This window comes from Halomonas sp. A29 (genome assembly GCF_046723295.1).
In the GTDB taxonomy this organism is placed as follows: Bacteria; Pseudomonadota; Gammaproteobacteria; order Pseudomonadales; family Halomonadaceae; genus Halomonas.
In genome coordinates this window covers 163,609-190,409 of sequence record NZ_JAXQPR010000004.1, presented here as the reverse complement: position 1 = coordinate 190,409, position 26,801 = coordinate 163,609, and the positions used below count along the sequence as shown (strand labels likewise).

The 26,801-nt window shown below is 64.5% G+C and carries 24 protein-coding genes; 8 read left to right on the top strand and 16 right to left on the bottom strand.

Annotation, left to right across the window (positions count from 1 at the left end):
• Position 1 precedes the first annotated feature (1 nt).
• The 6 genes from SPH52_RS09190 (at position 2) to SPH52_RS09165 (ending at position 5,710) form a co-directional block, all read left to right on the top strand.
• Positions 2-451 (top strand): DUF1249 domain-containing protein, encoded by a 450-nt coding sequence (locus SPH52_RS09190; RefSeq protein ID WP_411794717.1) that lies wholly within the window; start codon positions 2-4, stop codon positions 449-451.
• Positions 451-1,185 (top strand): phosphodiesterase, encoded by a 735-nt coding sequence (locus SPH52_RS09185; RefSeq protein ID WP_411794944.1) that lies wholly within the window; start codon positions 451-453, stop codon positions 1,183-1,185. The genes SPH52_RS09190 and SPH52_RS09185 overlap by 1 nt, the downstream gene beginning before the upstream one ends.
• 119 nt (positions 1,186-1,304) lie before the next feature.
• Entirely contained in the window at positions 1,305-2,276 is a 972-nt protein-coding gene (cysD, locus tag SPH52_RS09180) for a sulfate adenylyltransferase subunit CysD (protein WP_411794716.1), read from the top strand.
• A gap of 73 nt (positions 2,277-2,349) precedes the next feature.
• Entirely contained in the window at positions 2,350-3,789 is a 1,440-nt protein-coding gene (gene cysN, locus SPH52_RS09175; protein ID WP_411794715.1) for a sulfate adenylyltransferase subunit CysN, read from the top strand.
• A gap of 186 nt (positions 3,790-3,975) precedes the next feature.
• Positions 3,976-5,058 carry an App1 family protein gene (locus SPH52_RS09170; protein WP_411794714.1) on the top strand — a complete coding sequence of 361 codons (1,083 nt, stop codon included), beginning with the start codon at positions 3,976-3,978 and terminating at the stop codon, positions 5,056-5,058.
• Positions 5,059-5,227: 169 nt separating this feature from the next.
• Positions 5,228-5,710 (top strand): 20S proteasome subunit A/B, encoded by a 483-nt coding sequence (locus tag SPH52_RS09165; protein WP_411794713.1) that lies wholly within the window; start codon positions 5,228-5,230, stop codon positions 5,708-5,710.
• Between the two features lie 58 nt (positions 5,711-5,768).
• On the opposite strand, the gene SPH52_RS09160 is transcribed toward SPH52_RS09165, so the two are convergent.
• The 6 genes from SPH52_RS09160 to hemP form a co-directional block, all read right to left on the bottom strand.
• Positions 5,769-6,530, bottom strand: coding sequence for an ATP-binding cassette domain-containing protein (locus tag SPH52_RS09160; protein ID WP_411794712.1), 762 nt, complete (start codon positions 6,528-6,530; stop codon positions 5,769-5,771).
• Complete coding sequence (locus tag SPH52_RS09155; protein ID WP_411794711.1) at positions 6,524-7,588, bottom strand: FecCD family ABC transporter permease; 1,065 nt, start codon at positions 7,586-7,588, stop codon at positions 6,524-6,526. Before SPH52_RS09155 ends, SPH52_RS09160 begins: the two co-directional genes overlap by 7 nt.
• Entirely contained in the window at positions 7,585-8,487 is a 903-nt protein-coding gene (locus SPH52_RS09150) for a hemin ABC transporter substrate-binding protein (protein ID WP_411794710.1), read from the bottom strand. Before SPH52_RS09150 ends, SPH52_RS09155 begins: the two co-directional genes overlap by 4 nt.
• Positions 8,484-9,551: a ChuX/HutX family heme-like substrate-binding protein gene (locus SPH52_RS09145; RefSeq protein ID WP_411794709.1), complete on the bottom strand. Its 1,068-nt coding sequence runs from the start codon at positions 9,549-9,551 to the stop codon at positions 8,484-8,486. Before SPH52_RS09145 ends, SPH52_RS09150 begins: the two co-directional genes overlap by 4 nt.
• A gap of 14 nt (positions 9,552-9,565) precedes the next feature.
• Complete coding sequence (locus SPH52_RS09140) at positions 9,566-11,575, bottom strand: TonB-dependent receptor domain-containing protein (protein WP_411794708.1); 2,010 nt, start codon at positions 11,573-11,575, stop codon at positions 9,566-9,568.
• An 85-nt stretch (positions 11,576-11,660) separates the two neighbouring features.
• Positions 11,661-11,852: a hemin uptake protein HemP gene (gene hemP, locus SPH52_RS09135; RefSeq protein WP_411794707.1), complete on the bottom strand. Its 192-nt coding sequence runs from the start codon at positions 11,850-11,852 to the stop codon at positions 11,661-11,663.
• A 147-nt stretch (positions 11,853-11,999) separates the two neighbouring features.
• Here hemP and SPH52_RS09130 point away from each other — a divergent pair, with 147 nt between their 5' ends.
• Positions 12,000-12,674: a zinc metallopeptidase gene (locus tag SPH52_RS09130; RefSeq protein WP_411794706.1), complete on the top strand. Its 675-nt coding sequence runs from the start codon at positions 12,000-12,002 to the stop codon at positions 12,672-12,674.
• Positions 12,675-12,962: 288 nt separating this feature from the next.
• On the opposite strand, the gene SPH52_RS09125 is transcribed toward SPH52_RS09130, so the two are convergent.
• From SPH52_RS09125 to SPH52_RS09090, 8 genes are all read right to left on the bottom strand, one after another.
• On the bottom strand, positions 12,963-14,288 hold the full coding sequence (locus SPH52_RS09125) for an NAD(P)/FAD-dependent oxidoreductase (RefSeq protein WP_411794705.1): 1,326 nt from the start codon (positions 14,286-14,288) through the stop codon (positions 12,963-12,965).
• A 54-nt stretch (positions 14,289-14,342) separates the two neighbouring features.
• The gene (locus tag SPH52_RS09120) at positions 14,343-15,824 is read right to left on the bottom strand and encodes an NAD-dependent succinate-semialdehyde dehydrogenase (RefSeq protein ID WP_411794704.1); all 1,482 of its coding nucleotides are present in this window, start codon (positions 15,822-15,824) and stop codon (positions 14,343-14,345) included.
• A 239-nt stretch (positions 15,825-16,063) separates the two neighbouring features.
• A complete protein-coding gene (locus SPH52_RS09115; RefSeq protein WP_234286784.1) occupies positions 16,064-16,558 on the bottom strand; it encodes an Lrp/AsnC family transcriptional regulator in 495 nt (164 codons plus the stop codon).
• Positions 16,559-16,644: 86 nt separating this feature from the next.
• Positions 16,645-18,021, bottom strand: coding sequence for an aspartate aminotransferase family protein (locus tag SPH52_RS09110; RefSeq protein ID WP_411794703.1), 1,377 nt, complete (start codon positions 18,019-18,021; stop codon positions 16,645-16,647).
• Between the two features lie 311 nt (positions 18,022-18,332).
• On the bottom strand, positions 18,333-18,836 hold the full coding sequence (locus SPH52_RS09105) for an Lrp/AsnC family transcriptional regulator (RefSeq protein ID WP_411794702.1): 504 nt from the start codon (positions 18,834-18,836) through the stop codon (positions 18,333-18,335).
• A gap of 28 nt (positions 18,837-18,864) precedes the next feature.
• Positions 18,865-20,211, bottom strand: coding sequence for an aspartate aminotransferase family protein (locus tag SPH52_RS09100; protein ID WP_411794701.1), 1,347 nt, complete (start codon positions 20,209-20,211; stop codon positions 18,865-18,867).
• Positions 20,208-21,272 (bottom strand): phosphotransferase, encoded by a 1,065-nt coding sequence (locus SPH52_RS09095; protein ID WP_411794700.1) that lies wholly within the window; start codon positions 21,270-21,272, stop codon positions 20,208-20,210. Before SPH52_RS09095 ends, SPH52_RS09100 begins: the two co-directional genes overlap by 4 nt.
• A gap of 233 nt (positions 21,273-21,505) precedes the next feature.
• Positions 21,506-22,432: a 2-hydroxyacid dehydrogenase gene (locus tag SPH52_RS09090; protein ID WP_411794699.1), complete on the bottom strand. Its 927-nt coding sequence runs from the start codon at positions 22,430-22,432 to the stop codon at positions 21,506-21,508.
• A gap of 414 nt (positions 22,433-22,846) precedes the next feature.
• Between SPH52_RS09090 and SPH52_RS09085 the strand changes: the two genes are divergently transcribed.
• Positions 22,847-24,466, top strand: coding sequence for an ABC transporter substrate-binding protein (locus SPH52_RS09085; RefSeq protein ID WP_411794698.1), 1,620 nt, complete (start codon positions 22,847-22,849; stop codon positions 24,464-24,466).
• 126 nt (positions 24,467-24,592) lie between these two features.
• Here the strand turns inward: SPH52_RS09085 and SPH52_RS09080 are convergent, their stop codons facing one another.
• Positions 24,593-25,351, bottom strand: a complete 759-nt coding sequence (locus tag SPH52_RS09080) for a cupin domain-containing protein (RefSeq protein ID WP_411794697.1) — start codon at positions 25,349-25,351, stop codon at positions 24,593-24,595.
• Positions 25,352-25,439: 88 nt separating this feature from the next.
• The gene (locus tag SPH52_RS09075) at positions 25,440-26,717 is read right to left on the bottom strand and encodes an NAD(P)/FAD-dependent oxidoreductase (protein WP_411794696.1); all 1,278 of its coding nucleotides are present in this window, start codon (positions 26,715-26,717) and stop codon (positions 25,440-25,442) included.
• Positions 26,718-26,801: the final 84 nt, after the last annotated feature.

Here is a 26,801-nt window from a genome sequence, read left to right as displayed (position 1 = left end):
TGTGGCGAGAACCGCCTATGTCACCGATCTGAAGAGCCTGCAGGGCGAATGCAGCGCCAACTACCTGCGCCTGGTGCGGCTGCTGGGAGATCTGGGTGCGGGCGAGACGCGAGAGCTCGAGTTGACAGGCGGACGTGGTCGGTTCGGCACCTTGTGGCTGTCGGTGTTGGAGCAAGCGCCCTATACCACCATCGCCCGCGTGAGCCAGAGCAGCCTGATGGATGCGGTTATCGAACCGCCCCGCATGCGCGTACATCTCTACCATGACGTGCGCATGGCCGAGGTCACGGACTTCCAGCGCGAGCGCCACTTCAATGGACGCTACCGTTACCCCAACGTGCGCATGTTCCAGCCCGACGAGAAGCTTCAGCTCAACCGCTTCCTGGGCGAGTGGCTGGCTCATGGTCTGGAACATGGGCATCCTACCAACGTGACGGAACAGCCGGGATGATGCGGCTGGTCCAGATCACCGATTGTCACCTGCATGCCGATCCCGATGCTCGTTCCCGGGCCGGCTTCCCGTTGCGCCAGCTCGAATCGGTTGTGGCGGCCGTGCGGGACGAGCACCCGGATGTTGTCATCGTCAGTGGCGACATCAGCCAGGACGAGACGGCGGCTTCCTATCAGCATGCTCACCGGGTCCTCTCGGCCTTGGAATGTCCCTGGTTCTGGCTGGGCGGTAACCACGATCAGCAGGAGCTGATGAAGGACGTCAAGCCCATCCGCGATGACATCGACCTCGCTGGCTGGCGATTGGTGGTCGCGGATACCTCCGTCAAGGGGTATGCCCATGGTGAACTGGGCGAGGAGAGGATCGGTGCGCTGATCGAACGCCTGGAGCAGGATGAGCGTCCTACGCTGCTGGTCATGCACCATCCGCCGCTCACCGTCGGCTCGGCCTGGCTCGACGAGATAGGGCTGCGGGATCGCGACGCCCTGTGGCAGGCACTGGCATCTTTCCCGCAGGTCAAGGCCATCCTCTGTGGACACATCCATCAGGCCTTTGCCGGTCGACAGAAGCTTGAGCACGGTGAGGTCATGGTCTACGGCTGTCCCTCGACCACCGACCAGTTCCTGGCTGGCTCCGACGATTTCGCCATCGACGAAGCGTCACGTCCGGGCTACCGGGTTTTCAACCTGAGCGGAGAAGCGTGGCTGACCTGGGTCGAGCGCGTCGACCTATGATGTTCGATTCGTTTTTGATCTAAAAAGATAGGTAATCATTCTTTTACGTTATTATCGGCCCGGCGTTACCCTGTGCGCATGATCCTTACTGCCCATCGTCATGCGAGGTACCCGGGCCGATGACCAGTCTCAAAGCTCCCGAGCAACAGCCGGCTTCCCACGTCGCCGGCTCGCAGGCATCCCTGTCACCGCGCCGACTCACCCATCTTCAGCAGTTGGAAGCCGAGTCGATCCACATCATCCGCGAGATAGCGGCCGAGTTCCGCAACCCGGTCATGATGTACTCCATTGGCAAGGACTCCTCGGTGATGCTGCACCTGGCGCGCAAGGCCTTCTTCCCCGGGCCGCCGCCGTTCCCGCTGCTGCATGTCGATACCACCTGGAAGTTCCGCGAAATGATCGCCTTCCGCGATCGCATGGCCGCCGAGGTGGGCATGGAGCTGCTGGTGCACACCAACGAGGAGGGGCGCGCCGCCGGCATCAACCCCTTCGACCACGGCTCCAGCGGCTACACCGACGTGATGAAGACCCAGGCGCTCAAACAGGCGCTGGACAAGTACGGCTTCGACGCCGCCTTCGGCGGCGCCCGCCGCGACGAGGAGGCCAGCCGCGCCAAGGAGCGGGTGTTCTCGTTCCGTGACAAGTTCCACCGCTGGGACCCCAAGAGCCAGCGTCCCGAGCTGTGGAACCTGTACAACGCCCGGGTCAACAAGGGCGAATCGATCCGCGCCTTCCCGCTCTCCAACTGGACCGAGCTGGATATCTGGCAGTACATCTACCTCGAGCAGATTCCCATCGTGCCGCTCTACTACGCCGCACCGAGGCCGGTGGTGGAGCGCGACGGCATGCTGGTGATGGTCGACGACGAGCGCCTGCCGCTGGCCCCCGGCGAGGTGCCGGAGGAGAAGTGGGTGCGCTTCCGCACCCTGGGCTGCTACCCGCTGACCGGCGCGGTGGAGTCCAAGGCCGACACGTTGCCGGAGATCATCCAGGAGATGCTGCTGACCCGCACCAGCGAACGCAGCGGCCGGGCCATCGACCACGACCAGGCGGGTTCGATGGAGAAGAAGAAGCGCGAGGGGTATTTCTAGCCGCAGGCGAAAACTCGCTGCATCTCGCTGGCTTTTCGTCCAGCGTCTGTTTCCAGTTTATTGGGGTATCGACATGGCCCATCAGTCTTCTCTAATTGCCGACGACATCGAGCAGTACCTGCACGAGCACGAGAACAAGGACCTGCTGCGCTTCATCACCTGCGGCAGCGTCGACGACGGCAAGTCGACCCTGATCGGTCGGCTGCTGCACGACTCCAAGATGATCTTCGACGATCACCTGGCGGCGATCACCCGTGACTCCAAGAAGAGCGGTACCACCGGCGAGGCGGTGGACCTGGCGCTGCTGGTCGACGGTCTGCAGTCGGAGCGCGAGCAGGGCATCACCATCGACGTGGCCTATCGCTTCTTCTCCACCGACAAGCGCAAGTTCATCATCGCTGATACCCCGGGGCACGAGCAGTACACTCGCAACATGGCCACCGGGGCTTCCACCGCAAACCTGGCGATCATCCTGATCGACGCCCGCTACGGCGTGCAGACCCAGACCCGGCGCCACAGCTTCATCGCCGACCTGCTCGGTATCAAGCATCTGGTCATCGCGGTGAACAAGATGGACCTGGTGGATTTCTCCCAGGCTCGCTTCGAAGAGATCGTCGCCGACTATCGTCGCTTCTCCGAGCAGCTCTCGGTCGACGACCTGCACTTCGTGCCGATGTCGGCGCTGGAAGGCGACAACGTGGTCAACCGCAGCAACCGCACGCCCTGGTATCGCCAGCAGGGCGAAGCGGGGCCGGCGTTGCTGGAACTGCTGGAAACGGTGGAGGTGACGCGCGACCGCAACCTCGTCGACCTGCGCTTCCCGGTGCAGTACGTCAATCGGCCCAACCTCGACTTCCGCGGCTATGCCGGCACGCTGGAGGCCGGGGTGCTGCGTCCGGGGCTCGCCGTCAAGGCGCTGCCCTCGGGCAAGACCAGCCGGATCGAGCGCGTGGTCACCTTCGATGGCGATCTTGAGGCGGCTTGGCCGGGCCAGGCGGTCACCGTGACCCTCGAAGACGAGATCGACATCTCACGCGGTGACTGGATCGTCGCCGAGGATGCCGACGTCGCCCTGACCAATACTTTCGATGCCGATATCGTCTGGATGCACGAGCAGCCGCTGACGCCGGGTCGGCAGGTCGACATCCGCCTGGCCGGACGTTCGGTAGCGGGGCAGGTGAGCGCCATCCTCTATCAGATCGACGTCAATACCCTGGAGCGGCACGAGGCCGAACGTCTCGAACTCAACGCCATCGCCCGCTGCCGGGTCGAGCTGACCGCCGAGGTGCCGCTCGATGCCTATGACCAGAGCCCCGGTACCGGCAGCTTCATCGTCATCGACCGGCTCTCCAACGTCACCGTGGGAGCTGGAATGGTGCGTAGCGTTGCCGAGACGGCACAGCGAGCGCATCGCGAGGTCGATTGGACCGCCTTCGAACTTGAGCTCAATGCCTTGGTCCGTCGCCACTTCCCGCACTGGGAAGCCAAGGACGTACGCGATCTACTGCGCTAGAGGCTCAGAGCTAGGCGAACCATAGACGGTTGATCTTGCGGCAGCATCCTCCACACTAGAGACAGGGCTCGGCGCTTGCCGGGCCCTGTCGAGTGTCAGGGAGGAGACCATGTCGTATTGCCAGGATCGGCTGATAGCGTACGGTTCGAGAGCATTCACGCAGAGCGGTGCTGGGCAGGTGGATAAATGACGGGGTTCGTCAGGCGCCTGCTGAGTATCGCTGCCCGTCCGATGAAGCGCGATCGAGGCCAGGGCGGCTATGTGGTGCATCCTTATCGTGGCTACGGTTCCCGCCACGAGGCCTTTCTCATGGGGCGGGTGTTCCGTCAGGCCACGCTGGGTGAGGTGATACCTCGCTACGGCGTGCTGCGCGACCTGGCCGACGTGATTCGCCGCATTTTCCGCCACGGCCTGCCCCAGGTGGACGTCAAGGTGAGCCTGGGAGAGAACGTCACGACCGTGACCACCGACCGCGACGGCTATTTCGACGTTCACATGCCGCTCAAGGAGCCCTTGCCGTCGGATACCGCCTGGCACCATGCCGAGTTGCATGTGGTATTGCCGGGAGTGGAGCCGGTGCACTCCTTTACCGAAGTGTACATACCGCCGGCCGAGGCCGACCTGCTGGTGATCAGCGATATCGACGACACGGTGATGTACACCGGCGTGGCCAACAAGCTGCGCATGCTGCACCGCCTGTTCGTCAAGCGGGCGCACCAGCGCATGGCCTTCCCCGGCGTGGCAGCGTTCTACCAGGCGCTGCACGTCGGCAGCAATGGCAAGGCCAAGCGGCCGATTCTCTATGTCTCCCGCGGACCTTGGAGCATCTACGAGATGCTCGAGGAGTTCTTCCAGCTCAACCGCATCCCGGTAGGCCCCATTCTGTTCCTGCGCGAATGGGGTATCTCCTGGCGCAAGCCCTGGCCGCGTCGCGCCGAGGACCACAAGTACGACCTGATCCAGCACATGCTGTCGATGCGCGACGAGCTGCCTTGCGTGCTGATCGGCGACAGCGGCCAGCATGACCCCGAGGTCTACGCTCGCATCGTGCACGAGTATCCCGAGCGAATTCGGGCGGTGTATATCCGCCGGGTCGAGCGTAAACCCGAGCGTGAGCGCGCCATCAACGCACTTCGCGACGAGATTCGTCACACCGACTGCGACCTGGTGCTGGCCGACGACAGCCTGGCCATGGCGGAACACGCCTTTACCCAAGGGTTGATTGCCGAAGAAGGGGTAGAGAAAGTACGCCGTGAGTCGGACCGATAGGGCGATTTAGCACCGGCCCTGCCATCTGATGAAGGCATGGAAGGTGTTGCAACATCGTTAACCTGTGTGTCGATTTCTTGCGTTTTTCGATTTTACTCTGCGCCTGACGCAAGGGGCTTCGTCGGTTTTTCGTTGAAGCCTGCGCCCGATCTACACAGAGGTACTCAGCATGACCACAATCGTATGGGACGGAACGACGCTCGCGACGGATTCGCTGATCAGTGTCAATGGCTCGACCTACAACCATGCGCAGAAGCTGTTCCAGCTCGACAATGGCGAGTGGGTCGCCTTCGCCGGCGAGCAACAGGAGTGGTGGGAGGTCATGGAGTGGCTCAACGCCGGGGCGCCGCGCAACGACAAGCCGCACGTGACGCGGGTCGAGATGATCATTGCCGGCCCCGATGGGGTCTACGAGATGTTCAACAAACTGGTACGCATCCCGGTCAAAGGGCCTGTCGCCTACGGCACCGGCTGGAAGTGGGCCATGGCGGCCATCGATCACGGCAAGAGCGCTGTCGAAGCGGTGGAGTATGCCAAGACACGCGACCACGACAGTGGCGGTGAGGTGCAGTCCGTCACGCCAGTGACCAGGGCCGGCGTGCCCTTCGAGGCGCTGATGCGAGATGCCGAGGCGATGCCTGCAACTACCTGAAATGTCGCACTACACATCGCAGCCCCGGCCACCTGGTCGGGGCTGCGCTGTTTCGGGCTCAGGGGGCCAGCACTATCAGCGGCGAGCCATGGTCATGACTGGCCCGCACCTCGAGTTCGGCATCGAAGACCCGTGCAAGGGTAGTGGCGCTGAGTACCTCGGCGGGCGGGCCCGAGGCGATGCGCCGGCCGTGCTCCAGTAGCCAGACCCGATGAGCGTAGCGAGCCGCCAGGTTGAGTTCGTGCAGCACACAGGCGATTGCCAGGCGACGCTCTTCGGCCAGCTCACGCAGCAGGCGCATCAGTCGTTGCTGCTGGCCGATGTCCAGCGCGCTGGTGGGCTCGTCGAGCAGCAGCACGCTGTCGGCAGTTACGCTGGTGGTGCGGCCCAGACCCAATTGGCACAGCGCCCGGGCAATCATCACCCGCTGGGATTCGCCGCCCGAGAGACTCAGGGCGCCGCGCCCGGCAAGTGCCTCGAGATCGAGCATGGCCAGTACTTCCTCAACCTCCCGTGGCGAGGCTTCGCTGCCCAATGCCACCAGCTCGCGCACGGGCCAGTCGAAGCCGAGGCTGAGCTTCTGTGCCACCAGCGCGCGGCGTCGGGCCAGCTCGGCCGGTGGCCAGCAGGACAGCGGCTTGTCATCCAGGCAGACGCTGCCGCGGTCCGGGCGGCGATAGCCCGAGAGCAGCGACAGCAAGGTGCTCTTGCCGGCACCGTTGGGACCGACGATGGCCAGCAGTTCCCCCGGTTCGAGGCGGTCGCTGAAGGGGGCGAGCGACGGCGACTGAATGAAGCCGGCGTCGATCAGACTCAGCATCGCGACCTCCGCTTGAGCAACAGCCACAGGAAGTAGGGGCCGCCGAGCAGGCTGGTGAGCAGCCCCACCGGAATCTCGGCGGGGCTCGCCAGGGTGCGTGCCAGGGTATCCGCCACGATCAGCAGCAGGGCGCCGCCCAGCATCGAGGCGGGCAGCAGCAGGCGGTGCCCCGGCCCCAACCACAGGCGCAGGCAGTGTGGCACCAGCAGGCCAAGGAAGCCGATGATGCCGGCCAGCGCCACGCACAGTCCCACGCCCAGCGCCGTGGCGACTATCACGCGGTGCTTGAGGCGCGGGGCATCGAGCCCGGCACCGTGGGCGGTGAGCTCGCCGAGCTGCAGCAGGTCGAGTCCCCTGGCGCAGCGCAACAGCCACCACAGCGCCGGCGGAATGCCGATCAGCGCCCCCAGGGTGGCGCTCCACAATGCATGGGACAAGCTGCCCATGCCCCACAGGCTGAGCTGGCGCAGCTGCTCGTCGCTGGCGATGAAGGCCATTACGCCGCCCATGGCACCCGCCAGGGTATTGATGGCCAGTCCCGCCAGCAGCAGAGTGAACAGCGCCTCCTGGCCTTGCTGGCGCTCGCCCAGGGCAAATACCATTACGCATACGCCCAGCGCGCCGAGAAAGCCGGCCAGGAACTGGCCGTACAGGCCGAAGGAACCGGCGGCACCATCGAACAATACGATCCACAGCGCCACGGCAAGCCCCGCACCACTGGCCAGGCCCAGCAGGGTGGGGTCGGCCAAGGGATTGCGAAACAGCCCCTGCATGGCCGTGCCACTGCCGGCCAGCATGGCGCCGACCAGTGCGGCCAGGAGCAGGCGCGGCAGGCGCAGCTGCCACCATACCTGCCAGGCCAGCGGAGAGGGCCATTCGCCGAGCAGTACTCTCGGCGAAAGCCCCGCGCCGCCGCTCATGGCTGCGATCAACAGGGCTGCCAGCACGGCCAGAGCCAGGGCAGCCAGCACCCGGGGCGTCGCTGGCGTGGCTTTTCGATCTCTTGCGGCGGCGCCGTTGTGCCGGCGGGGCAGGGCGGAAGTGACAGCACGGCTCATGGCGCCACCCTCCAGCAACCCTCCTCTGCAGCGTGGCTGGTGGCATCGGTTGCCTCATGCAGCGCCCGGTGCAACGCCAGCAGGGCCAGGGGGGTACGCGGGCCGAAGCCGAGCGCCGCCTGGTCATCGCACACGATCAGGCTGCGCTCGCGCCCCGCCGGCGTCATGGCCAGGCCGGGTAGTTGCCACAGTCGCGCCGTGCCACCGATGCCCTCGAGCCCGCTGCGGGTGACGATTACCTCTTCGGGGGCTTCATTCACCAGTGCCTCGGCGCCCACCGCCTTGTAGCCGGTGAAGCCGGCGAAAGCATTGCGCGCCCCGGCAGCTTCGATAATGGCCTGGCCGGCGGTATCGCGTCCCGCGGCCATGGGTGTCATGCCGCTGTGGCTGAGCAGGAACATGGCGCGCGGCCCGGGGCCAACCGGGGCGCTACGCAGTGCTTCGAGCCGGGCAAGATCCGTCTCGACCTCGGTCGCCAGCGCTTCGCCTGCAGTGTCACGGCCGATGGCGCGGGCCACCGCCCGCACCTTGTCGGGCAGCGCTGCCAGGCTCGCCCCCTGCTCGATGCGCATGACCTCGACACCGACCGCCTCGAGCTGGCCCAGCACCTCACGTGGGCCGGCCGCGGCGGCCACGATCAGCCGCTCGGGGGCCAGCGACAGGATGCCCTCGGCTGCCAGCTGACGCAGGTAGCCCACCGAGGGCAGGGCAGCGATGGCCTCAGGAAACTGGCTGGTATCGTCGCGTCCGACCACGCCTTCCAGCCCATCGAGGGCGGCTAGTATCTCGGCCACGTCGCTGCCGATCACCACGGTGCGTGGCGGCGCAGCCGACGCCTGCATGTACCCGACCAGCAGGACCAGGCTGGCCAACCAGGTCAGCCAGGACGGTATCTTCATGCCGCTGCCTCGCGGGCATCGAGGCCATCCAGCAACTGGCGCCATTCGCTTCGCTCGGACTGGCCCTCGCGGCGTTCGGCGAAGACCTGCAGTACCAGCCCTCCCTGGGCGTCGAAAGCTTCCAGGCTGGTGACGCCGCCGTCGCGGTTGGGCTTGTGGACCTGCCACACGCTGGCGATGCCGGCATCGTCCAGGTGCAGAGTGAAATCCTTGCCGAACAGGTTGAGCCAGCCGCGCATGCGCTGCGGCGCCGGAACCGTGCCGGTGCGTATCTGCACGCAGCCGGGGCTGGCGACGAACAGCATCAGCGGCAGGCTGCTCACGGCGGCCTCGAACAGCGCCTGCCCGCAGGTCGCTGTTCGAAGGGCGCGAGTGAAGCGGCCCTCCATCAGCGCGTTGGCTTCGTGACGGCGCAGCTCGTGGCGGCGCAGCAGGCCAAGGAACTGATGCACGTCGCTCATGCGCGACCACTCGTCGGCCAGGGTGGGAGGCTGCGGCAGAGGCCGCGGCGGCGGTTCGACGAACTGGGTGAAGGCGGGCACATCAACGATGCCCAGCGCTTCCAGCTCCTGCCACGCCTCGGGCGCTTCGTCCGCCAGCGAGAAGACCTTGTGCAGGGCGATGCCGTGGCGGTTGAAGACCTGCAGGCTCAGGCGCTGTGTGGTCTCGCCATCCTTGCGTGGCAGTCGGTCGCGAATCAGGCAGGCCCAGTGCCACTGGGCCAGATGCAGGCGCAGGTCGAGCCCGCCCGGGTCGAGCAGCAGGCCGGCCTGCTCGGAGCCGCGCAGCGCCGGGTAGCGCCCTTGCTGTTCGAGGACGGCGTGGCGCGAGCGGGTCAGCGCCTTGACCTCGCCCAACTGGTGGAAGCGCGCGGCCAGCGCATGGGGTGACATCGGCAGGGTCAGCACGTCGCGGCCTAGTCGGGCGGCCTGCAGCTCGCCCTCGCTGATCTCCAGGCGTTGGGCGATCTCCAGTGCCGGCAGGTGAGGAGAGGCCGCTCGGGTGGCGTCCAGGGCTTCGAGAATGGCTTGGCGGGTCTGGATCGTGGCATCTGTTGCGTTCATGGAAGTCTCCTTGGTCACCATTGCAGGCTGACGTTGGCGAGCAGGCTGCGCCCGTCGCCGAGGTTGCCGTCGGGGCGGTACCACTCCTTGTCGGCAACGTTGCGCAGCTTGAGCGAAGCAGAAAGCAGCGGAGTGACTTGCCAGGCGAGCTGCACGTCGTGCAGGCCGTAGCCGGGCAGTGCCTGATCCTCGCCCTGCTTGTCGAAGGAACGGGCGAAGCGGCCGCGCCAGCCCAGCGTCAGGTCAGTGCCGGCGAGGTGGTGGTCGAGGCCGGCCAAGGCTTCCAGCGGGGTCAGGCTGCCGAGCGGCTCGCCGCTGTCGCGGTCGCGTCCGCTGACCTCGGCCAGGCCCAGGAAGGCCGTGACTGGGGCGCTCGAAGGCGACCAGTCGAGGCGGGCGTCATATCCCCATAGCTGGGCCCGGCTGACGTTAACCGCCCGCGTGGTGCCCGCGAAGATGTCGACTTCGGTGTCGATGAAATCCTCGGCCCGGGTATCGAAGTAGCTGGCACGCAGGCCCCAGTCGCCGAAGCGCCAGGCCAGGCCGCTCTCCCAGCTCTTGCTGGCCTCCGGCTGGAGGTCGGGATTGGGCACCCAGAAGTTGTCGGGAACGCAGACGAAGGGGCCCATGCAGAAGCCGCCGAAGTGACGCTCGTCGGCATAGAGCTCGGAGAGCGTGGGGGCGCGGAAGGCCTCGGCGTAGCCGGTATAGAACATCAAATCGTTGCTGGGGCGCCAGGCCAGTCGCAGACGTGGCGAGAGACGGCTCTTGTCGCTTTCGCGGCCATCGGCGTCCTTGGCGCGGTAGCTGTCGTGGCGAGCGCCGAGGCCGAGATCGAACTCACCGGCACCACCCTGGTCGAGATAGCGGCCGAGGGTGAGGGTATCGTCGAGATAGAGCGCGGTGCTATCGATGTCGGCCTCGGGGAAGCCCGACGCCGTACCGCCCGGGCGCTGGGTGGCACGGCTTGCCTCGGCGCCGAAGGCCAGGGTCTGGGACAGCCAGCCGTGCTCCAGGCGATGATAGCCGTCGCTCTGTACGCCGAGGCGCTGCAGGGTACGCTCCGCAGTAGGCTCGTCGATGTCCTGGCGGCTCAGGGTCAGGCGAGTGTCGAGCTGAGTGACTGGCGCCGGCGTCCAGCGATGGCCCAACTGCAGGTTGTCGCTGGTGGTGGTCCGATCGCGCAGATTGCCATCCTCGACCGTCAGTTGCTGCGGGTTGGGCGGCTGGTTGGCGTCTTCACGATAGTGCTGCCAGCTGGTGAACAGGCGGTGCTCATTGCCGAGCTGCCAGCCGCCCTTGGCCAGCAGGCTGTCGAGGCTGGCATCCTCCGGCGTGGTCTGGCCGCCGGCGCGGCGGATGTCGCCGGATTCGCTGCGGCCCAGGGCGACCAGGCCGTCGAGGCTGCCGCCGTCGCTCAAATCGCGCTTGCCGAACAGGCTCAGCGTGGCGCCGAGTTCGTCGCTGGCAGTGGCGCCGTGCAGCGAGAGCCGAGCTCCGCCGTTCTCGCCGGCGCGCAGCAGATCCCCGGCGTCGACCGTCTCGAAGCTGATCACGCCGCCCATGGCGTTGCTGCCATAGAGGCTAGACAGGGCGCCGCGGGCGATCTGCACCTCGCGCAGCAGCGCCGGGTCGAGGAAGAAGTTGCCCAGGTGCCCGGTGTTGATGTCCTGGCGGACACCATCGAGGCGTACCAGCACGCCGTTCCTGTCGAAGCCGCGCAGGCTCAGGGTCTGGCCGTTGCGCCGACCCTGGCCGGCGACGTGCAGGCCGGGCTGGTCGGCGAGGATGTCCTCGACTCGCGAAGCGGTGTGCAGCGTCGGGTCGTGTCGGTCGATCACGTCGACGATCAATGGGGCGAAGAAAGCGTCGGTGGGGGTACGCGTGCCGGTGACCACCAGCGGTGCCAGTTCGGACGTCGCGTCGGGCGTCGCTGTATGTTGGCCGGAGGATGATTGGGCCAGGGCTAGCGGTGACAGCAGAAACAGCGCCAGGGCGCCGGTACAGCTCTTTGCTCGCTTCATGTTCCTGAAGTTCCCTTGTCGTATCAGGCGATGAGCGGCTGGCTGGGTGGCGTGGGCTACCTGGCTGGCGTTCTTTTCGTCGGGTTTATGAGGTCAGTATCAACTTACCGTTGCGCGTCTCGCGCAGTTGGTAGCGTTTGCCGCGGTGTTCGATGATCAGTTGGCCCTGCTCGTCGAGCAGCGCGCTGCTCTCGACAATGCCGGGCTTGCCCGAACGCTCGTGTGGCGTGGCGGCCTGCGCGCGGGCCGTAGTCGGGTCGGGGGAGGTTGCGCACATGGTATGGGCCTGAATGGGTTATTGTTTCAAACGCGAATAATTATTGTTTTTGTAAAGGCTGGCGTCAAGAGCCAGCGCGACAGCATGAACCCGAAACGGGTACGCTAAGTCCTATTCAGTGATCCCTGAGACGAGGCGCATGACGCCATGATCGTAGTTGTCATTGCCCTGCTGCTGGCCATCTTCCTGCTGCCCAACGCCTGGGCCAAGTGGGTGCTGGCGCGTCACTCCCGTGGTCGTGACGACTATCCAGGCACCGGTGCCGAGCTGGCCGACCATCTGTTGCGCCGCATGGGCATCGAAGGCGTTAAGGTGGAGATGACGGAGCAGGGCGACCATTACGACCCGGAGGCGCGACGGGTGCGGCTATCCCGCGAGCACTACGAGGGTCGTTCGCTTACCGCAGTGACCGTGGCCGCCCATGAGGTCGGCCATGCCATTCAGCACCATGAAGGCTATGCACCGCTGACCGCCCGGGCGCGCATGGTCGGCGTGGCGCAGCGGGCCGAGAAGCTCGGCGCCCTGCTGATGATGGCCGCGCCTTTCCTGTTCATACTTACCCGGCTGCCTGGCGGGCTGGCCATCGTCATCGCAGCGGCGGTGATCAGCTTCGGCACGGCGGCGCTGGTGCACCTGGTAACCCTGCCGGTAGAGTTCGATGCCAGCTTCAATCGCGCCCTGCCGCTGCTCAGGGAGTACGTACCGCCCTATGACATGCCCGGCGCCCGTCACGTGCTGACCGCCTGCGCCTTCACCTACGTGGCGGCGTCGCTGGCGAGCATTCTCAACTTAGGGCGATGGTTGGTGATATTGAGAAGATAGCCCTCTCCTTGAGCGTAAGCGGGAGCGCTTCCTAAAGTTCCGGGTGTAGTCACGGGTCTTCATGGAGGAGGTGCGATCATGACGACTCCCCAGGATTACATCCGCGACAATGCCAAGCCGCTCGCCGGTGGCTCAAGGCATCAATGGCCCAGCAGTTCGACGCCGTCTTCCACGTCGACGAGACCCGCGCCGTGGAGCCGTTCGACAAGGGCGAGCTGTGGCGGCCCGAGGAGGTGCCGGATACCTATCCCTTCGGGGTCTGACGCCAGGGATGGAACCGGCCTGCTTTCAAAACTCCGATACCTTGCCCCAGGCGCCCTTGTTCAGGCGAGCCAGCCGGTACTGGTGATGCTCGACGAAGGGCGTCTTGCCGGTGACCATTTCCGCGATCAGGCGTCCGGCGCCGGGGCCGATGCCGAAGCCATGACCGGAAAAGCCGGCGGCCAGCAGGAAGCCGGGCAGGTTAGCCGGTTCGTCGATGACCGGGACGCCGTCGGGGGTGCTGTCGATGTAGCCTGCCCAGCCAGCCTGCACGGGCACGCTGCCCAGGGCGGGCAACAGCAGGCGCGCACGGGCCAGGGTCTCCCTCAGGATTCGCTCCGATGGGCGTGGATCGAGAATGCGCACCCGCTCCATCGGAGTGGGCCGGTCGAGCGCCCATTTCCTGCGCGTCTCATGACCGTACTGCCAGCCCTGCAGGTCGCCGGGGGAGAGCAATTGCCAGCGCTTGGCGAACATCGGCAGGAAATGCGATGAGAAACGAAGTTGTTGCGGGGTCGGGTCCAGGCAGGCGCGCCCCGAGGTGGCAAGCGTATAGCCGCCGTCGCCGCGGCGGGTGACCGATACCTCTGCCGTGTGCAGCGCATCGGGCAGCCCTTTGGCGCCTGGCATGACCGAGAGGATGGAGGAGCGCACCGACGCCTGCGGAAAGCGGATGCCGAGCTGGCGGCAGAAGGAGGAGGCCCAGGCGCCGCCGGCCATCACCACCTGTGACGTCTTGATCACGCCCTTCTCGGTGATCACCCCCGACACGCGTCCAGCTTCGGTTTCGACCCCACGTGCTGCGCAGAACTGATGAATCGACCCACCATGTTTGATGACGCCCTTGGCGATCAGCGGTGCCGCCCGCGCCGGATCAGCGATGCCGTCCGTGGGCGAAAACACTCCTCCCAGCCAGGATTTGCCGGTCATTGCGCCGCGCTCGGTGGCTTCGGCGGCGCTCAGCATATGGGTCGTGACCCCCTGGGTAATGGCAAAGTCGCGCCATTTGGCCCAGCCATCCAGCTCGGCCTGGTCATCCGACAGATAGAACAGCCCGCAGCGGCGGAAACCGAGGTCCTCACCGAGTTCGGCGGTGATCTCCTCCCACAGCTCGAGGCTCTTGGTCGACAGTGGCAGCTCGCGTGCGTCACGGTTCTGCTGGCGGCACCAGCCCCAGTTGCGGCTGGACTGCTCGGCTCCGATGCGGCCCTTTTCGAGCAGCGCCACACTCACGCCCTGGCGGGCCAGATAGTAGGCGGCGCATACGCCGATGATGCCGCCGCCGATGACCACGGCATCGGCGCGCTCCGGCAGGTCCGGCGTGGATGGAATCGCTAACAATGGAGCCGGCATGGGGCTTCTCCTGGCCTGACTACGAGTTTTTTATATCGCTTCGGCCTGCGCATTTCAGGTGAGGTTGCCCTGGCACAGGTATTTGGTCGCCATGTAGTCGTCGAGGCCGTAGCGTGAGCCTTCGCGACCGTAGCCCGACTCCTTGATGCCGCCGAAGGGAGCCGACTCGGCGGCGAGCGCGCCTTCATTGATACCGACGAGGCCGGTTTGCAGACGCTCGGCGAGACGCCAGATGCGTTCCACATCGCGGGAGAAGAAATAGGCGGCCAGGCCGTAGGGCGTATCGTTGGCCGCCGTCACCACCTCTTCTTCATCGGCGAAGCGGAACAGGGGCACCACCGGGCCGAAGGTTTCGTCCTGGGCCAGCTCCATGTCGTGGCTGGCGTCGCCGAGCACGGTGGGAGCGTAGTAGTTGGGTCCGCTGGTGACGCCGCCGCTCAGGCGCTGCCCCCCGGTGAGCAGCGTGGCGCCTCGGGCCAGGGCATCCTGCACGTGACGTTCGATCTTGTCGACGGCGCGGCCGTTGATCATCGGGCCGATCTGGCTCTCTTCGTGGTCGCCGGGACCGACGCGCAGCGACTGGACACGGGCCACCAGCTTGTCGGCGAAGGCCTCATAGACCGACGCCTGGACGTAGACACGATTCGGGCTGACGCAGGTCTGGCCGCCATTGCGGAACTTGGCGGCCATCAGGCCTTCGACCGCTGCATCGAGATCGGCATCCTCGAACACGATGAAGGGGGCGTTGCCACCGAGTTCGAGCGACAGGCGCTTGAGCGTGGCGGCCGAATCGCGGGCCAGCAGCTTGCCGACCGCCGTCGAGCCGGTGAAGGTGATCTTGCGCACCCGGGAATCGCTCAGCCAGGCACCCACGACATCGCCGACACGCTCGCGCGAGGAGGTAACGATGTTCAGCACGCCGGCGGGGAGCCCGGCCTCCTCCGCCAGCGCGACCAGTGCCAGCGCGGTCAGCGGCGTATCCTCGGCCGGCTTGGCGACCACGGTGCAGCCGGCGGCGAGGGCCGGTGCGATCTTGCGGGCGATCATCGCCAGCGGGAAGTTCCAGGGGGTGATCGCCGCCACCACGCCGACCGGTTCCTTGGTCACCAGCATTCTCTTGCTGCCCACCGGGGCGGGGATGATGTCGCCGTAGCTGCGCACCGCTTCCGCCGCGAACCAGTCCACGTAGGAGGCGCCATACGCCACTTCACCGCGCGCTTCCGCCAGGGGCTTGCCCTGCTCACGGGAGATCAGGCGGGCGAGATCCTCGGTATGTTTCACGATCAGGGCGTACCAGCGTTTGATGATCTGCGCACGCACCGCTGCCGGTTGCTGACGCCAGCTGTCGAATGCGCGGTGCGCTGCAACGGTGGCAGCCTGTGCATCGGTGGCAGTGCTGTCGGCGACGCTGGCAATGGTCTCGCCGGTTGCCGGATTGCTGACGGGGTATTGGTCACCGGCGGCACCTGGCTGCCATTGTCCGTCGATGAAGTTGTCGGAGCGTACAAGATCGGGACGATCGAGATTCAGGGCCATGGCTGCTGCCTCGTTGGTGTAATGGGTGTCGAAGCCAGAGCAGCCAAAGGGCCTTGCCCCGAGACGATGTCGGCTGCTGCATTGACCCTATATTAGGCGTCCCGTCCCGGCGGAGGCTTTCGTAATGAGGTCCTGCAATCGCAGATTCGGGCGTTTTCGAGGGAGCTCACGGAAGCTTATGCCGTGAGGGTAATGAGGAGAGGGACAGGGTAAGAAGGAGAGAGGCCAGTCGAGAGGGGTCAGTCGTGATCGCTGATCAGTTTTTCAATGGGATAGTATTTTTTCACGACGGGCGACTTGATCACGATATAGCTGAAGTACTTGTCGATACCGATATTCTGCTCGAGCAGGTCCTCCATGACACTTTGGTAATGGACGACATTGCGGGTAAGGAAGGTCAACTGGTAGTCGAAGCCACCACTCACCAGATGACACTCGAGAACTTCATCCACTTTGCGTATATAGGCCTCGAAGCGTGCGAAGTCTTCGAGGCGGTGATCGGAGAGCGTTAGCTGGGTAAAGACCCGCTGAATACTGCCGAGTTTCTCGAGCTGAAGGTGCGCGCCATAGTCGATGATGTAACCGGCTTTTTCCAGGCGTTTGACACGAGTCAGGCAGGGACTGGGGGAGAGTCCGACGGCGTCTGCCAAAGCGACATTGGAGATCCGGCCGTTACGCTGCAAATGGCTCAGAATGCGTATGTCGAGGCGGTCCAGTTTGGGTGCGCCGATCATCCAGGGCTCCGGTGGGTTCAGTCTGTCGGTCCGGCAATGACAGAAAAATGCGACGCACCATTACCTGCGTGCGTCGCATGCGACTGTCAGCGCAGGGCCTGGCGTACTTCGGACTGATCGAGCACTGCATTCAGGGTGCGTTCGAGGCGCTCGAACAGTAAGTCGAAGTCATTACTTGTATAGCAAAGTGCGGGAGCAAAGCCAAGAACGTTATCGGCGAAAGCGCGCAGGATGATGCCGTTACCATAGGCAGCTTCGAAGAGACGATCGGCCAATTTTAATGAGGGGTCGAAGCGCTCCTTGCTTTGCTTGTCGGCAACCAGTTCGAGGGCACCAAGGAAGCCGCGACTGCGTGCATCGCCGACCAGGGGGTGATCGAGCATGGAGCGCAGGCCTGCTTCGAAACGCGGTGCCAGGGCGATGCCGTTCTCCAGCAGGCCATCCTCATACAGGCGCAGCACCTCCAGGGCGACGGCGGCACTCACGGGATGGGCGGAGTAGGTATGGCCGTGTCCGATCGGGAATTCCGCACCACCGCCTTCGGCAATGCCCTGATAGACGGCATCGCTCATCATCACGGCACCCATGGGGGCATAGCCGGCAGTCAAGCCCTTGGCCAGGGTCATCAGGTCCGGCGTGACACCTTCGGCCTCACAGGCGAACATCGGCCCCGTGCGACCGAAGCCGGTGATCACCTCGTCGACCACGAACAGGATGCCCAGCTCCTGGCAGCACTCCTGCATGGCCTTCAGCCAGCCCTTGGGCGGCACGATTACGCCGCCGGAGCCCTGAATGGGTTCGCAGAAGAAGGCCGCGACGCGGTCGGCGCCGAGCTCCCGTACCTTGTCACGCAGTGCCGCAACCGAGGCCTCGATGATGGCGGCGGGATCCGAACCGAGCGGGTTGCGGTAAGGATAGGGCGAGGGAATGCGATGCTGGTTGGGCAGCGGCAGATCGAAGTTGCGATGGAACACCGGCAGGGCGGTCAGCCCCGCGCCCTGGGACGAGGAGCCGTGGTAGCCGCGCTCGAGAGTAATGAAGTGCTTCTTCTCGCTTTTCCCCTGGGCGTTCCAGTAGTTGACGATGAAGCGGATCGCCGAGTCCACCGCATCGGAGCCGCCCATGGTGAAATAGACGCGCTGCAGAGATGCCGGGGTCAATTCCACCAATTTGGCGGCCAGCCGGATGGCCGGTTCGGAGCCGAAATGAAAGTAGCCGGTAGCGTAGGGCAGCCGGCGCATCTGCTCCTCGGCAGCACGCACGATGCTCTCGTGGCCATAGCCGGTGTTGACGCACCAGAGGCCGGAAAAGGCATCGAGGAGCTCGCGGCCGCTGCTGTCCTGCAGGTAAGCACCGCGCCCCGACGTGAGTACCGTGACGCCGCGCTGTTCATGAGAGCGGTAGTTGACGACCGGATGGACGAGGTGGTCGCGGTCCAGGGTGACGAGATTATCTGTGTGCATGGTCAGTCCGCCGAAATGCTAATGAACGTTGGGCCTGGTGCGAGCCGCGCCGGTTTGGCGCGGGTGTCGGCCTGCCAGTTATCCTCGGCGGTTGACACGATGCACCCAGGACCATGATAGTCATCCGGCCGCAACGTTTTATTGCGACTATGCGCTTCGCCAGAACCGATAGTTTCGTAATCGTCACTGTTTCGGAAGATACTGTCGGCACCGTTCTGTCGCGGCCATTGAGCCGTTGCCACCCATTGCTTCATGCGCTCCGCGCGGTGGCATACGTGCCGAACGGTCGAGTCCCTCGTCGCTGCGGCACGTCATGCCCAACTTGGCTTTCCGGTTGCGATCACAGTCAGTGGATATCCGCGTTGATCGAGTGGCCGGCGCAATACGACCCGGCTGGAAAATTTCTCGATGCCGATGTCGTCCTCCAACAGCCGCTCCATGAGTCCCTGGAAATGGGCGATGTCCGGCGCCACGATTTTCAGAAGGTAATCGTAGCCGCCGCTGACGTTGTAGCATTCGACGATCTCGTCGTACTTGCCGGCCCCGGTTTCGAACTTGCGGAAGTCGTGCGGCCGATGGTTGCTGATGGTCACCTCGGAGAACACGATGACGTGGCTGCCCAACTTCTCCAGTGCGACGTCCGCGCCGTAGCCCCGGATGACACCGATCTCCTGCAGTCGCTTGGTACGGGCGAGGCATGGGCTCTCACTGAGGCCGACGGCCGCGGACAGGTCGACATTCGAGCAGCGTCCCTCGCGCTGAAGATGCACGAGAATCTTCATGTCGAACTGATCGAGGGAGGCTGCAGATCGCATGGTCGATTACCTTCGAGGCCGGCGTCGGTTACTGTGCTTGTGCCGCGAAGCCCAGCGCTTCGTCGAGCACTTCGATCACCATCCGGGCCTGTTCCGCTGACAGCACCAACGGCGGTCGAATCTTGAGCACATTGTGGCCCATTGCGCAGGCGCTCAACAGCACACCCTTGTCGCGCATGCGATTGACGACCCGGGTAGTAAGCTCGCGGTCGGGAGCGCGCGTGGCGCGGTCCGAGACGAGCTCCACGCCGACGAACATGCCCACGCCGCGGACGTCGCCGATGGCTTCGTGGCGGCTGGCAAGCTCGGCAATGCCGTCGCGCAGGAGTTTCCCGACCCTGGCGGCATGCTGTATCAGGCCTTCCTTTTCGATCGTATCCAGCACCGCCAGCGCCGCCGCGCAGGACACGGTGTTGCCGGCGAAGGTGTTGAAGTACCTGGAGTTCTTGCCGAACTCCGCCAGCGCATCGGCGGTGGCCAGCAGTCCCGCGATGGGTTGTCCGTTGCCCATCGGCTTGCCCATGGTGACGATATCCGGGGAGACGCCGTGACGCTGGAAGCCCCACATGTGCTCGCCCGTGCGGCCGAAGCCGGGCTGCACTTCGTCTGCAATGAACAGGCCGCCGGCCCGCTTGATGGCATCGACCGCGCCCTTCAGGAAGCCCGCGGGCTCGGGGAGGATGCCGTCGCTGGTGAAGACGGAATCGACCAGGAGCATTGCCGGCTTGATGCCGTGGCGCTTCAGATCGGCGATTGCCGCCTCGACGTCGCGGGTAAAGCGCTCGGCGAGATCGACCCCTTCGGCATGATAGCGGCACGGTGCAGGGACCGTGCGTACGTGAGCGCCGAGATCGACCGTCGTACCGAGCGATGGTGAGAATTTCGACACCGCATCGGTGAAACCGTGGTAGGCGGTTTCGGTCACGATCACACCGGTGCCGCCGGTGCGGACCTGCGCGATGCGATAGGCGACATCGTTCGCCTCGCTGCCGGTACAGGTCAACATGAGATGGGCAAGCTCGGTCTCGGGCACGGTGGCGAGCAGGCGCTCGGCAAGTTCGAGAATCGTGTCGTGCAGGTAGCGGGTGTTGGTCGCGAGGACCTTCACCTGCTGGCAGATCGCCTCGGTCACCGCCGGGTGGCAGTGCCCGAGCGAGGCGACATTGTTGTAGATGTCGAGGTAGCGGCGACCTTCCGGATCGATCAGCCATACGCCTTCGCCGCGCACGATGTGCAGCGGATGTTCGTACATCAGTCGGTAGGCCGGGCCGAGCAAGGCATCGCGCCGCTCGATCATCGCCGCGGTGACGGGGCCCACGTCGACGCGACCGGGGATATAGGCGTTGACCATGTTGAGGTCAGTGGTGCTGTTCATCGGCTTTCTCCTTTTCGTACTTCGGCCAGCAAGCGGTCGCGCGCTTCATCGCGGGAAAGAGCGTTCATCATCGCCAGCGCCGCCCAGGACGCAGGATTGTGGCGCATGATGTAGTCATGGTTCTCGGGATAGCGCTTGGCGCGCCATTCCGAAATCAATACGGTGATGAGGTGGCGTGTCGCCATGAGATCGGCAACGATCTCCTGCTCGATGTCGGTAAGCGGCAACGTCGCGTGATAGGCCCCGACGAACTGCGCCGCTCCCTCGAACGGGTCGGCATTGCCCGTGGTGTGGAAGGCAGCCGCCGTCGCGACCTCGCCGACCAGTGGCGCATGCAGCATGTCGCCGAAGTCGATGATCCCCACGATGCGCTCATGATCGTCGGGTGCGACCAGCACGTTGTAGAGGTGAAAATCGTTGTGGATGACCTGAGCCCGTACCGAGGCAAGGCGGGGCAGCACGTGGTCGGTGAAGCGCGTCATGAACGACTCGGCGAGCGCACGACGCGGGGCGTCCACGATGGCATCGAGCTTGTCGGCCAGCCGGTGCGCAGTGGAGACGTTCCACAGTAGGTCATGTGTTGCCCCAGGATGCGAGAAATCGCGCAGCGCGAGGTTCAATTCGGCGAGCATGGCCCCCATGGCTTGGCGCTGCGTAGCGGTTCGGGGAGTCTCGCGGATCTGGACGCCGTCGAGATAGGTCAGCATCCGCACGAAGGTCTCGACCCCGTCGGGCAAGGTCACCGTGTCGCGTGAACGTCCATCGAGGGTCCGCACGACGCGAGGCACCGGCTGGTCCGGCGCTACACGGGCGATGTGGTCGAGTGCTGCGATCTGAAAATCGATGACCGAAACCGGCTCGGATGGATTGCTGATCTTGAAGACGTAACGCCTGCCGTCTGCGGTCTCTATACGACAATTCTGGTCACGCTCGCCCGCCAGTGATTTGACGCTGCCAGTGATACCGTAGAGACGGCAGACCAGGGCTTTCACCTCGTCTGGGGCCAGATTGGGCACCGCCGTGCTCAGTGCCGCTGTCGCAATCGCAAGATTCTCCACCATCACATACCTCGTTTCATCGTGGTGGTCTGGGGCAGGCATCCGGATTCAAGCAAGCCGGGAGGTTGGAGTCTTCCGGTCAACCTGAACGCGTATTCGAGTGCCTGGGCCCGTGTCGGTGTGTAAGCACTGACAAGTTTATGGCGGCCAGATCCAAGGCGATGCTTTATTGCCGCAAGACTCGAGCAGTTTCCTTTTCGATCTGAATCATGCGTGACATTTTCTGCGGCGTGCCTCTAATAGCCGCGAGTACGATCGATCAACCCCTTCAATGGAAGCCCTTCCCGGTGGCGCCGCAGGTTGTCGAGCACGGCCTCGGCAGATGTGTCCGGCTGCGTCATGCTGGCGATATGAGGGGTCAGCATGATGCGCGGGTGATGCCAAAAAGGGTGCCCTTCCGACAGTGGTTCGACGCTGCAGACGTCGAGAATTGCCGTCGAGAGATGGTTGTGATCCAGGGCATCCAGCAGGTCGTCTTCGACCAGGTGATCGCCGCGTCCCAGGTTGATCAATACGGCCCCTTGCGGCAACTGCCGGAACAATTCCCGCGACAGGATGCCACGCGTCTCGTCGGTCAACGGCAGCAGGCAGACCAGGATCTCGGTGCGTGTAAGGAAGTCTGCCAACCCCTGCTCGCCGGCGAAGCATTCGATGCCGGGTAGGCTGCGCTCCGAGCGACTCCAACCGGCGCATTGGAAACCGAAGTCGCGCAGCTTCTCGAGCACTGCTTGGCCCAGGACGCCCATGCCGAGCACCCCGACGCGGCGCGTGTTCGCCGTGCGTACCGGCATCGGCTTCCATATCTCCTCGCGTTGCTGGCTGGCATAGGCGAGCCAGTCACGGTGGGCAGCCAGCACGGCAAGCGTGGCATATTCGACCATGCCCGCGACCAGGCCACTCTCTATCATCCTTACGACCGGGATGTGCTCCGGTATCCGAGACAGGTCGAACTGGTCGACACCGGCTCCCACCGAAAATACTAGTTCCAGATTGGGGAAGGTCTGCGCAATGTCCTCGGGTGGTTGCCAGGCGGCGAGATAGCGCACCTGCTGGGGGTCACCGATATGCGGCCATATATGAAAGTCGATGTCTGGTTCACGTGCGGCGAACAGCTCGGCCCACCGTGCGCCGCGAACCGGTTCGGACTTGTAGAGAAAGCTCATGCATTTTCCTCCAATGCAATCTGGGTCAGAAGTGATGAATTGATCAACTCTGACAACATCGAATGACCAAGACTAGGACAATCTTGCCTGCGGTTTCGTATGGCACGGCTGGCCGAAGCTCAGTGGATATTGGCGGCATGATGTGCCGGAAAATGGCAGAAATACCGTGGATTATGTGATTGAGCCTATTGAAAACGGGGTAGTCATGAAGAAGGTGGGTGCTGTAATGGCGGAGCGATTGGAATGTTTTCGAGCTGCTTTCCATTGCCACAGGCAACACGAGTTCTTCTGGAGCCAGGCAGGATGTAACGAAAGGGTGCAATGAAGTAATAAAAAGAAAAAGCGAAACGCCAGAAGCGAAATGATGGTAGTGAACGTTAGCAGTGCAACGAAAAAACACTTGGAGGCAATCAGATGAAAAACAACAAACTGCCCTTTGCTCAGGCTGCTTCGGACCTGATTCGCACAGCCGGCCAAGGCGGCGGTCATGGTTTCACGCGGCGCGATGTGCTGCGCGGCATGGCCGCTGGTACCGTGCTGGCCGCCACCGCCGGCGGCTTGATGACCGGCGCATCGTCCGCATTCGCCCAGACGCCCCAGCGCGGCGGACGCATCAAGGTGGCGAGCGCGACCAGCTCGACCGCCGATACCCTGGATCCTGCCAAGGGCGGGAACTACACCGACTATTGTCGGCACTTCATGTTCTACAACGGCCTGACGACGCTGAACGACACGCTGGTGCCGCAGATGTCGCTGGCGGAGTCGTTCGACACCGACGACGCCCAGTCCTGGGTCGTCAAGCTGCGCCGCGACGTCGTCTTCCACGACGGCCAGCCGTTCACCGCGGCCGACGTGGTCTACTCGCTGAATCGCCACAAGGATCCTGAAACCGCCTCCAAGGCACTTAGCGTCGCCCAGCAGATCGAAGAGGTCAGGGCCGCTGGGCCGCATGAAGTGCATATCCGGCTCACCAGCCCCAACGCCGACCTGCCGGCGATCCTCGCCACTTCCCACTTTCTTATCGTGCGCGACGGCACCACGGACTTCAGCCTCGCCAACGGCACCGGGCCCTTCGAATGCGCGGAGTTCCAGCCGGGCGTGCGCTCGATCGGGGTGCGCAACGACAACTACTGGAAGCCGGGCCAGCCGTATCTCGACGAGATCGAGTTCTTCTCGATCCCGGACGAGGCCGCGCGCATCAATGCCCTGCTTGCCGGCGACGTCGATCTCATCAACCCGGTCAATGCGCGCTCGATCCCGCGCGTGCTGGACAGTGCCAATGCCTCGGTAATGGAAACCCCGACCGGAGGCTTCACCAACCTGGTGATGCGTGACGCCCTGGGGCCGGTTCAGAACCCGGACTTCGTGCTGGCGATGAAGTACCTGCTCGATCGCGAGCAGATCCAGCGGCTCGCCTTCGGCGGCTTCGGCGTGCTTGCCAACGACCAGCCGATCGCGCCCAACCACCGCTACTACTTCAACGAGCTGCCGCAGCGCGCGTACGACCCGGACCGGGCGAAGCATCACCTGGAGCGCTCCGGCATGGCGGGGAAGACGATTCCCCTGGTGGCCTCCGAAGCCGCCACCGGCTCGGTGGACATCGCCCAACTGCTGCAGCTTTCGGCGCAGCAGATCGGGCTCGGGCTCGAGCTTCGGCGGGTGCCGTCGGACGGCTACTGGTCCAACCACTGGATGAAGCATCCGCTGGGCTTCGGCGCCATCAGTGCCCGGCCGACCGCCGACCTGATGTTCAGCCTGTTCTACCACTCCGACGCCGCCACGAACGAATCGGGCTGGAGCAACGCCCAGTTCGACCAGCTGCTGCTGGCGGCGCGCGGCGAGACCGACGAAGCCAAGCGCCGGCAGATGTATGCCGACATGCAGGTGCTGGTGCACGAGCAGTGCGGCATCGGCATCCCAATGTTCAGGAGCAGCATCGATGGCCACAACGCCAAGCTGAGAGGGCTCAGTCCTCACCCTATGGGTGGCCTGATGGGCTACATGTTCGCCGAACACGTCTGGCTGGAAGCCTGAGGAGCCAACTGCCTGAGGGGTAATGCATCCCGGTGAAACGCGGAACGTGAGAAGTGAGAAAGGAGAAGGGAGCGGCCACACTGGCCGCTCCCTTCTTGATTGCTGGCTTTATTACTAGAGCGCAGCTTATGCCGGGCGGTAAATCGCGTACACCTTCTTCACATCCTCGCGGCTTTCCCAGCTCCATACCGCCCCTTTCTCGACCAGGCAGATGTCGCCCTTGGTGTAGGTGCGAGTGGCACCGCTCTGCTCCACGACCGTGACGGCCCCCGCCAGCAGGTGCATCAGTTCGTACTGCCGCGATTCCATGGCACGACGATGATAGGGAGTCGAATCCCAGGTGCCGCACATGAATTCCTCGTCGACGGAGCGGTAGTCGGTATGGTTGCGGCAAGAGGGCGTCGGGCCGACCAGCAGCTCCACCAAGGGAGTGCCGGAGGGCTCCAGGGCAGCCGCTTCGTCGATGGCGATCAGTCGACCCTTTCCCGCACTTTCCCCTTTGTAGCGAATATAAAGGAGGGTGGCGGGGGCCGGGCAGTGCCAGTCGAAGCCGGCGCCGGCACTCAGCACCGCGCTGGCACTGTCGGCCAGCTCGAGGGTCTGGCCCTGCTGGTTCAGCGTCAGGCTGCCATCGCACAGGATGATGAACTCGTCGGCCGGCAGCCCGGCCACGCTGCCCGTGCCCGCTTCCAGCCGGATGGCGCCGATCTCGAGCGGGCCAGGGGGGATTGCCAGAGGGTGGCGGTTCGCCAGGAAGGCATCCGTTTGGCCATCGGCTTGGCTGGCCGCGGCGGCAACGACTTCCCTGGCGAACTGGCGCAGGTCGATGATGGAAGGGTGGGCTGGCCGGCTGGAAGCCTGGCGCGGGTCAAGAGATTGCAGCATGAGAACCTCGCATCGATGATTGGTGGAAGCCACCAGTGGGTAGAGTTCGGTCGTGATCGGCTGCTTCGCTCCGAGAGGAATGGGCCAATCAGGGCAGCATGTCTTTCATTCGGTAATAGGCCCCCACGATGGGCAGGAACCAGGGTTTTCCCGTGTGCATGGGAACGGCTCGCCAGGACAGGCCCTCAAGCGGATTGGTGCCCTTGCGGCCCATGGCGATATCGGCGAGCACGCTGCCGATCAGGGTCGAGACCTGCGCGCCATGCCCCGAATAACCCATGCCGTAGATCACCCCATCGGCGGTGCCGGCGCGCGGGTAGCGATCCTGGGTGCAGCCGACGAGACCGCCCCAGCAGTAGTCGATCTCCACGTCGGCAAGCTGCGGAAAGACCTCGATCAACTGCTTGCGCAGCAGTTGCCCGGAGCTGACGTCCGTCTTCTGATTCGAAGCAGAGGAGAAGCGGGCCCTGCCGCCGAACAGAACCCGGTTGTCCGGAGTGAGACGGAAATAGTTGGCGATATTGAGCGAGTTCGTATAGTTCCGGTTGCCCGGCATCGTCGCCGCCACTTCTTCCGCGGTGAGCGGGCGCGTGGCGATAATGAAGGAGGCGACCGGCATCATCCGCCGGCGGAAATAGCCGAAGGTCTCCGTGGTGTAGGCGTCGGTTGCCAGGATGACCTGCCGGGCGACCAGGGAGCCGGTCGGCGTGGTCAGTCGCCAGCCCTGCGGTACCCGCTCGCGGGCGATGACGGGATTGTGCTCCCAGATGGTCGCGCCATGGCGATGGGCGGCATGGGCCACGCCGACGACGTATTGCCCCATGTGCATCATCGCGGATTTCGGCGACAGCACACCGCCGTGGAAGGCGTCCGATCCCAGCTCCCTGCGCACGTCCTCGCGCGACAGCCACTCCACCGTGGGATCGACCTCGCGGCGGATCTCATCGCACATGGCCTGCAGCTTCTTCACGTGGGAGGGCTTGGAGGCCAGCTTGAGCTTGCCGCCGCGTCGGAAGCCGCAGTCGATCTTCTCTTCGTCGATGATCGCTTCGATCATGTCGATCGAGTCGTCATAGGCTTGCCACAGGCGGCGTGCCTGGGCATCTCCGAAGCGGGCCTTGATGGCGCCGAAGCTGGCGAAATGACCGCTATTGAGGTGCCCGCCGTTGCGTCCCGATGCGCCATAGCCGACATGTTCGGCCTCGAGCAGGGCGACCTTGAGGCCGGATTTTGCCAGCTGCCGGGCAGCATTGAGGCCAGTGAAGCCTGCGCCGATCACCGCTACCTCGAACTCCCCCGAGACGGGATCGTCTGCAGCCTCGTCGAACGGAGCCGAGCTATCGTGCCAATAGGAAACGAATTTCATTGCTGCATCTCCTGCGAGAAGTCGACATGGGGTGAGCCGGCGGCGTACGAAGCCTGAGGCATGGCTGGCAGGCCAGGCGGATGG

What these genes read in the sequence shown, in the direction of transcription:
- SPH52_RS09075 (WP_411794696.1), bottom strand. Translation starts at nt 26,717, where the DNA reads ATGAAATTCGTTTCCTATTGGCACGATAGCTCGGCTCCGTTCGACGAG.
- SPH52_RS09085 (WP_411794698.1), top strand. Translation starts at nt 22,847, where the DNA reads ATGAAAAACAACAAACTGCCCTTTGCTCAGGCTGCTTCGGACCTGATT.
- SPH52_RS09105 (WP_411794702.1), bottom strand. Translation starts at nt 18,836, where the DNA reads ATGCGATCTGCAGCCTCCCTCGATCAGTTCGACATGAAGATTCTCGTG.
- SPH52_RS09140 (WP_411794708.1), bottom strand. Translation starts at nt 11,575, where the DNA reads ATGAAGCGAGCAAAGAGCTGTACCGGCGCCCTGGCGCTGTTTCTGCTG.
- SPH52_RS09145 (WP_411794709.1), bottom strand. Translation starts at nt 9,551, where the DNA reads ATGAACGCAACAGATGCCACGATCCAGACCCGCCAAGCCATTCTCGAA.
- SPH52_RS09155 (WP_411794711.1), bottom strand. Translation starts at nt 7,588, where the DNA reads ATGAGCCGTGCTGTCACTTCCGCCCTGCCCCGCCGGCACAACGGCGCC.
- SPH52_RS09125 (WP_411794705.1), bottom strand. Translation starts at nt 14,288, where the DNA reads ATGCCGGCTCCATTGTTAGCGATTCCATCCACGCCGGACCTGCCGGAG.
- SPH52_RS09090 (WP_411794699.1), bottom strand. Translation starts at nt 22,432, where the DNA reads ATGAGCTTTCTCTACAAGTCCGAACCGGTTCGCGGCGCACGGTGGGCC.
- SPH52_RS09115 (WP_234286784.1), bottom strand. Translation starts at nt 16,558, where the DNA reads ATGATCGGCGCACCCAAACTGGACCGCCTCGACATACGCATTCTGAGC.
- SPH52_RS09165 (WP_411794713.1), top strand. Translation starts at nt 5,228, where the DNA reads ATGACCACAATCGTATGGGACGGAACGACGCTCGCGACGGATTCGCTG.
- SPH52_RS09080 (WP_411794697.1), bottom strand. Translation starts at nt 25,351, where the DNA reads ATGCTGCAATCTCTTGACCCGCGCCAGGCTTCCAGCCGGCCAGCCCAC.
- SPH52_RS09170 (WP_411794714.1), top strand. Translation starts at nt 3,976, where the DNA reads ATGACGGGGTTCGTCAGGCGCCTGCTGAGTATCGCTGCCCGTCCGATG.
- SPH52_RS09100 (WP_411794701.1), bottom strand. Translation starts at nt 20,211, where the DNA reads ATGAACAGCACCACTGACCTCAACATGGTCAACGCCTATATCCCCGGT.
- SPH52_RS09120 (WP_411794704.1), bottom strand. Translation starts at nt 15,824, where the DNA reads ATGGCCCTGAATCTCGATCGTCCCGATCTTGTACGCTCCGACAACTTC.
- cysN (WP_411794715.1), top strand. Translation starts at nt 2,350, where the DNA reads ATGGCCCATCAGTCTTCTCTAATTGCCGACGACATCGAGCAGTACCTG.
- hemP (WP_411794707.1), bottom strand. Translation starts at nt 11,852, where the DNA reads ATGTGCGCAACCTCCCCCGACCCGACTACGGCCCGCGCGCAGGCCGCC.
- SPH52_RS09110 (WP_411794703.1), bottom strand. Translation starts at nt 18,021, where the DNA reads ATGCACACAGATAATCTCGTCACCCTGGACCGCGACCACCTCGTCCAT.
- SPH52_RS09130 (WP_411794706.1), top strand. Translation starts at nt 12,000, where the DNA reads ATGATCGTAGTTGTCATTGCCCTGCTGCTGGCCATCTTCCTGCTGCCC.
- SPH52_RS09095 (WP_411794700.1), bottom strand. Translation starts at nt 21,272, where the DNA reads ATGGTGGAGAATCTTGCGATTGCGACAGCGGCACTGAGCACGGCGGTG.
- SPH52_RS09185 (WP_411794944.1), top strand. Translation starts at nt 451, where the DNA reads ATGCGGCTGGTCCAGATCACCGATTGTCACCTGCATGCCGATCCCGAT.
- SPH52_RS09150 (WP_411794710.1), bottom strand. Translation starts at nt 8,487, where the DNA reads ATGAAGATACCGTCCTGGCTGACCTGGTTGGCCAGCCTGGTCCTGCTG.
- SPH52_RS09160 (WP_411794712.1), bottom strand. Translation starts at nt 6,530, where the DNA reads ATGCTGAGTCTGATCGACGCCGGCTTCATTCAGTCGCCGTCGCTCGCC.
- cysD (WP_411794716.1), top strand. Translation starts at nt 1,305, where the DNA reads ATGACCAGTCTCAAAGCTCCCGAGCAACAGCCGGCTTCCCACGTCGCC.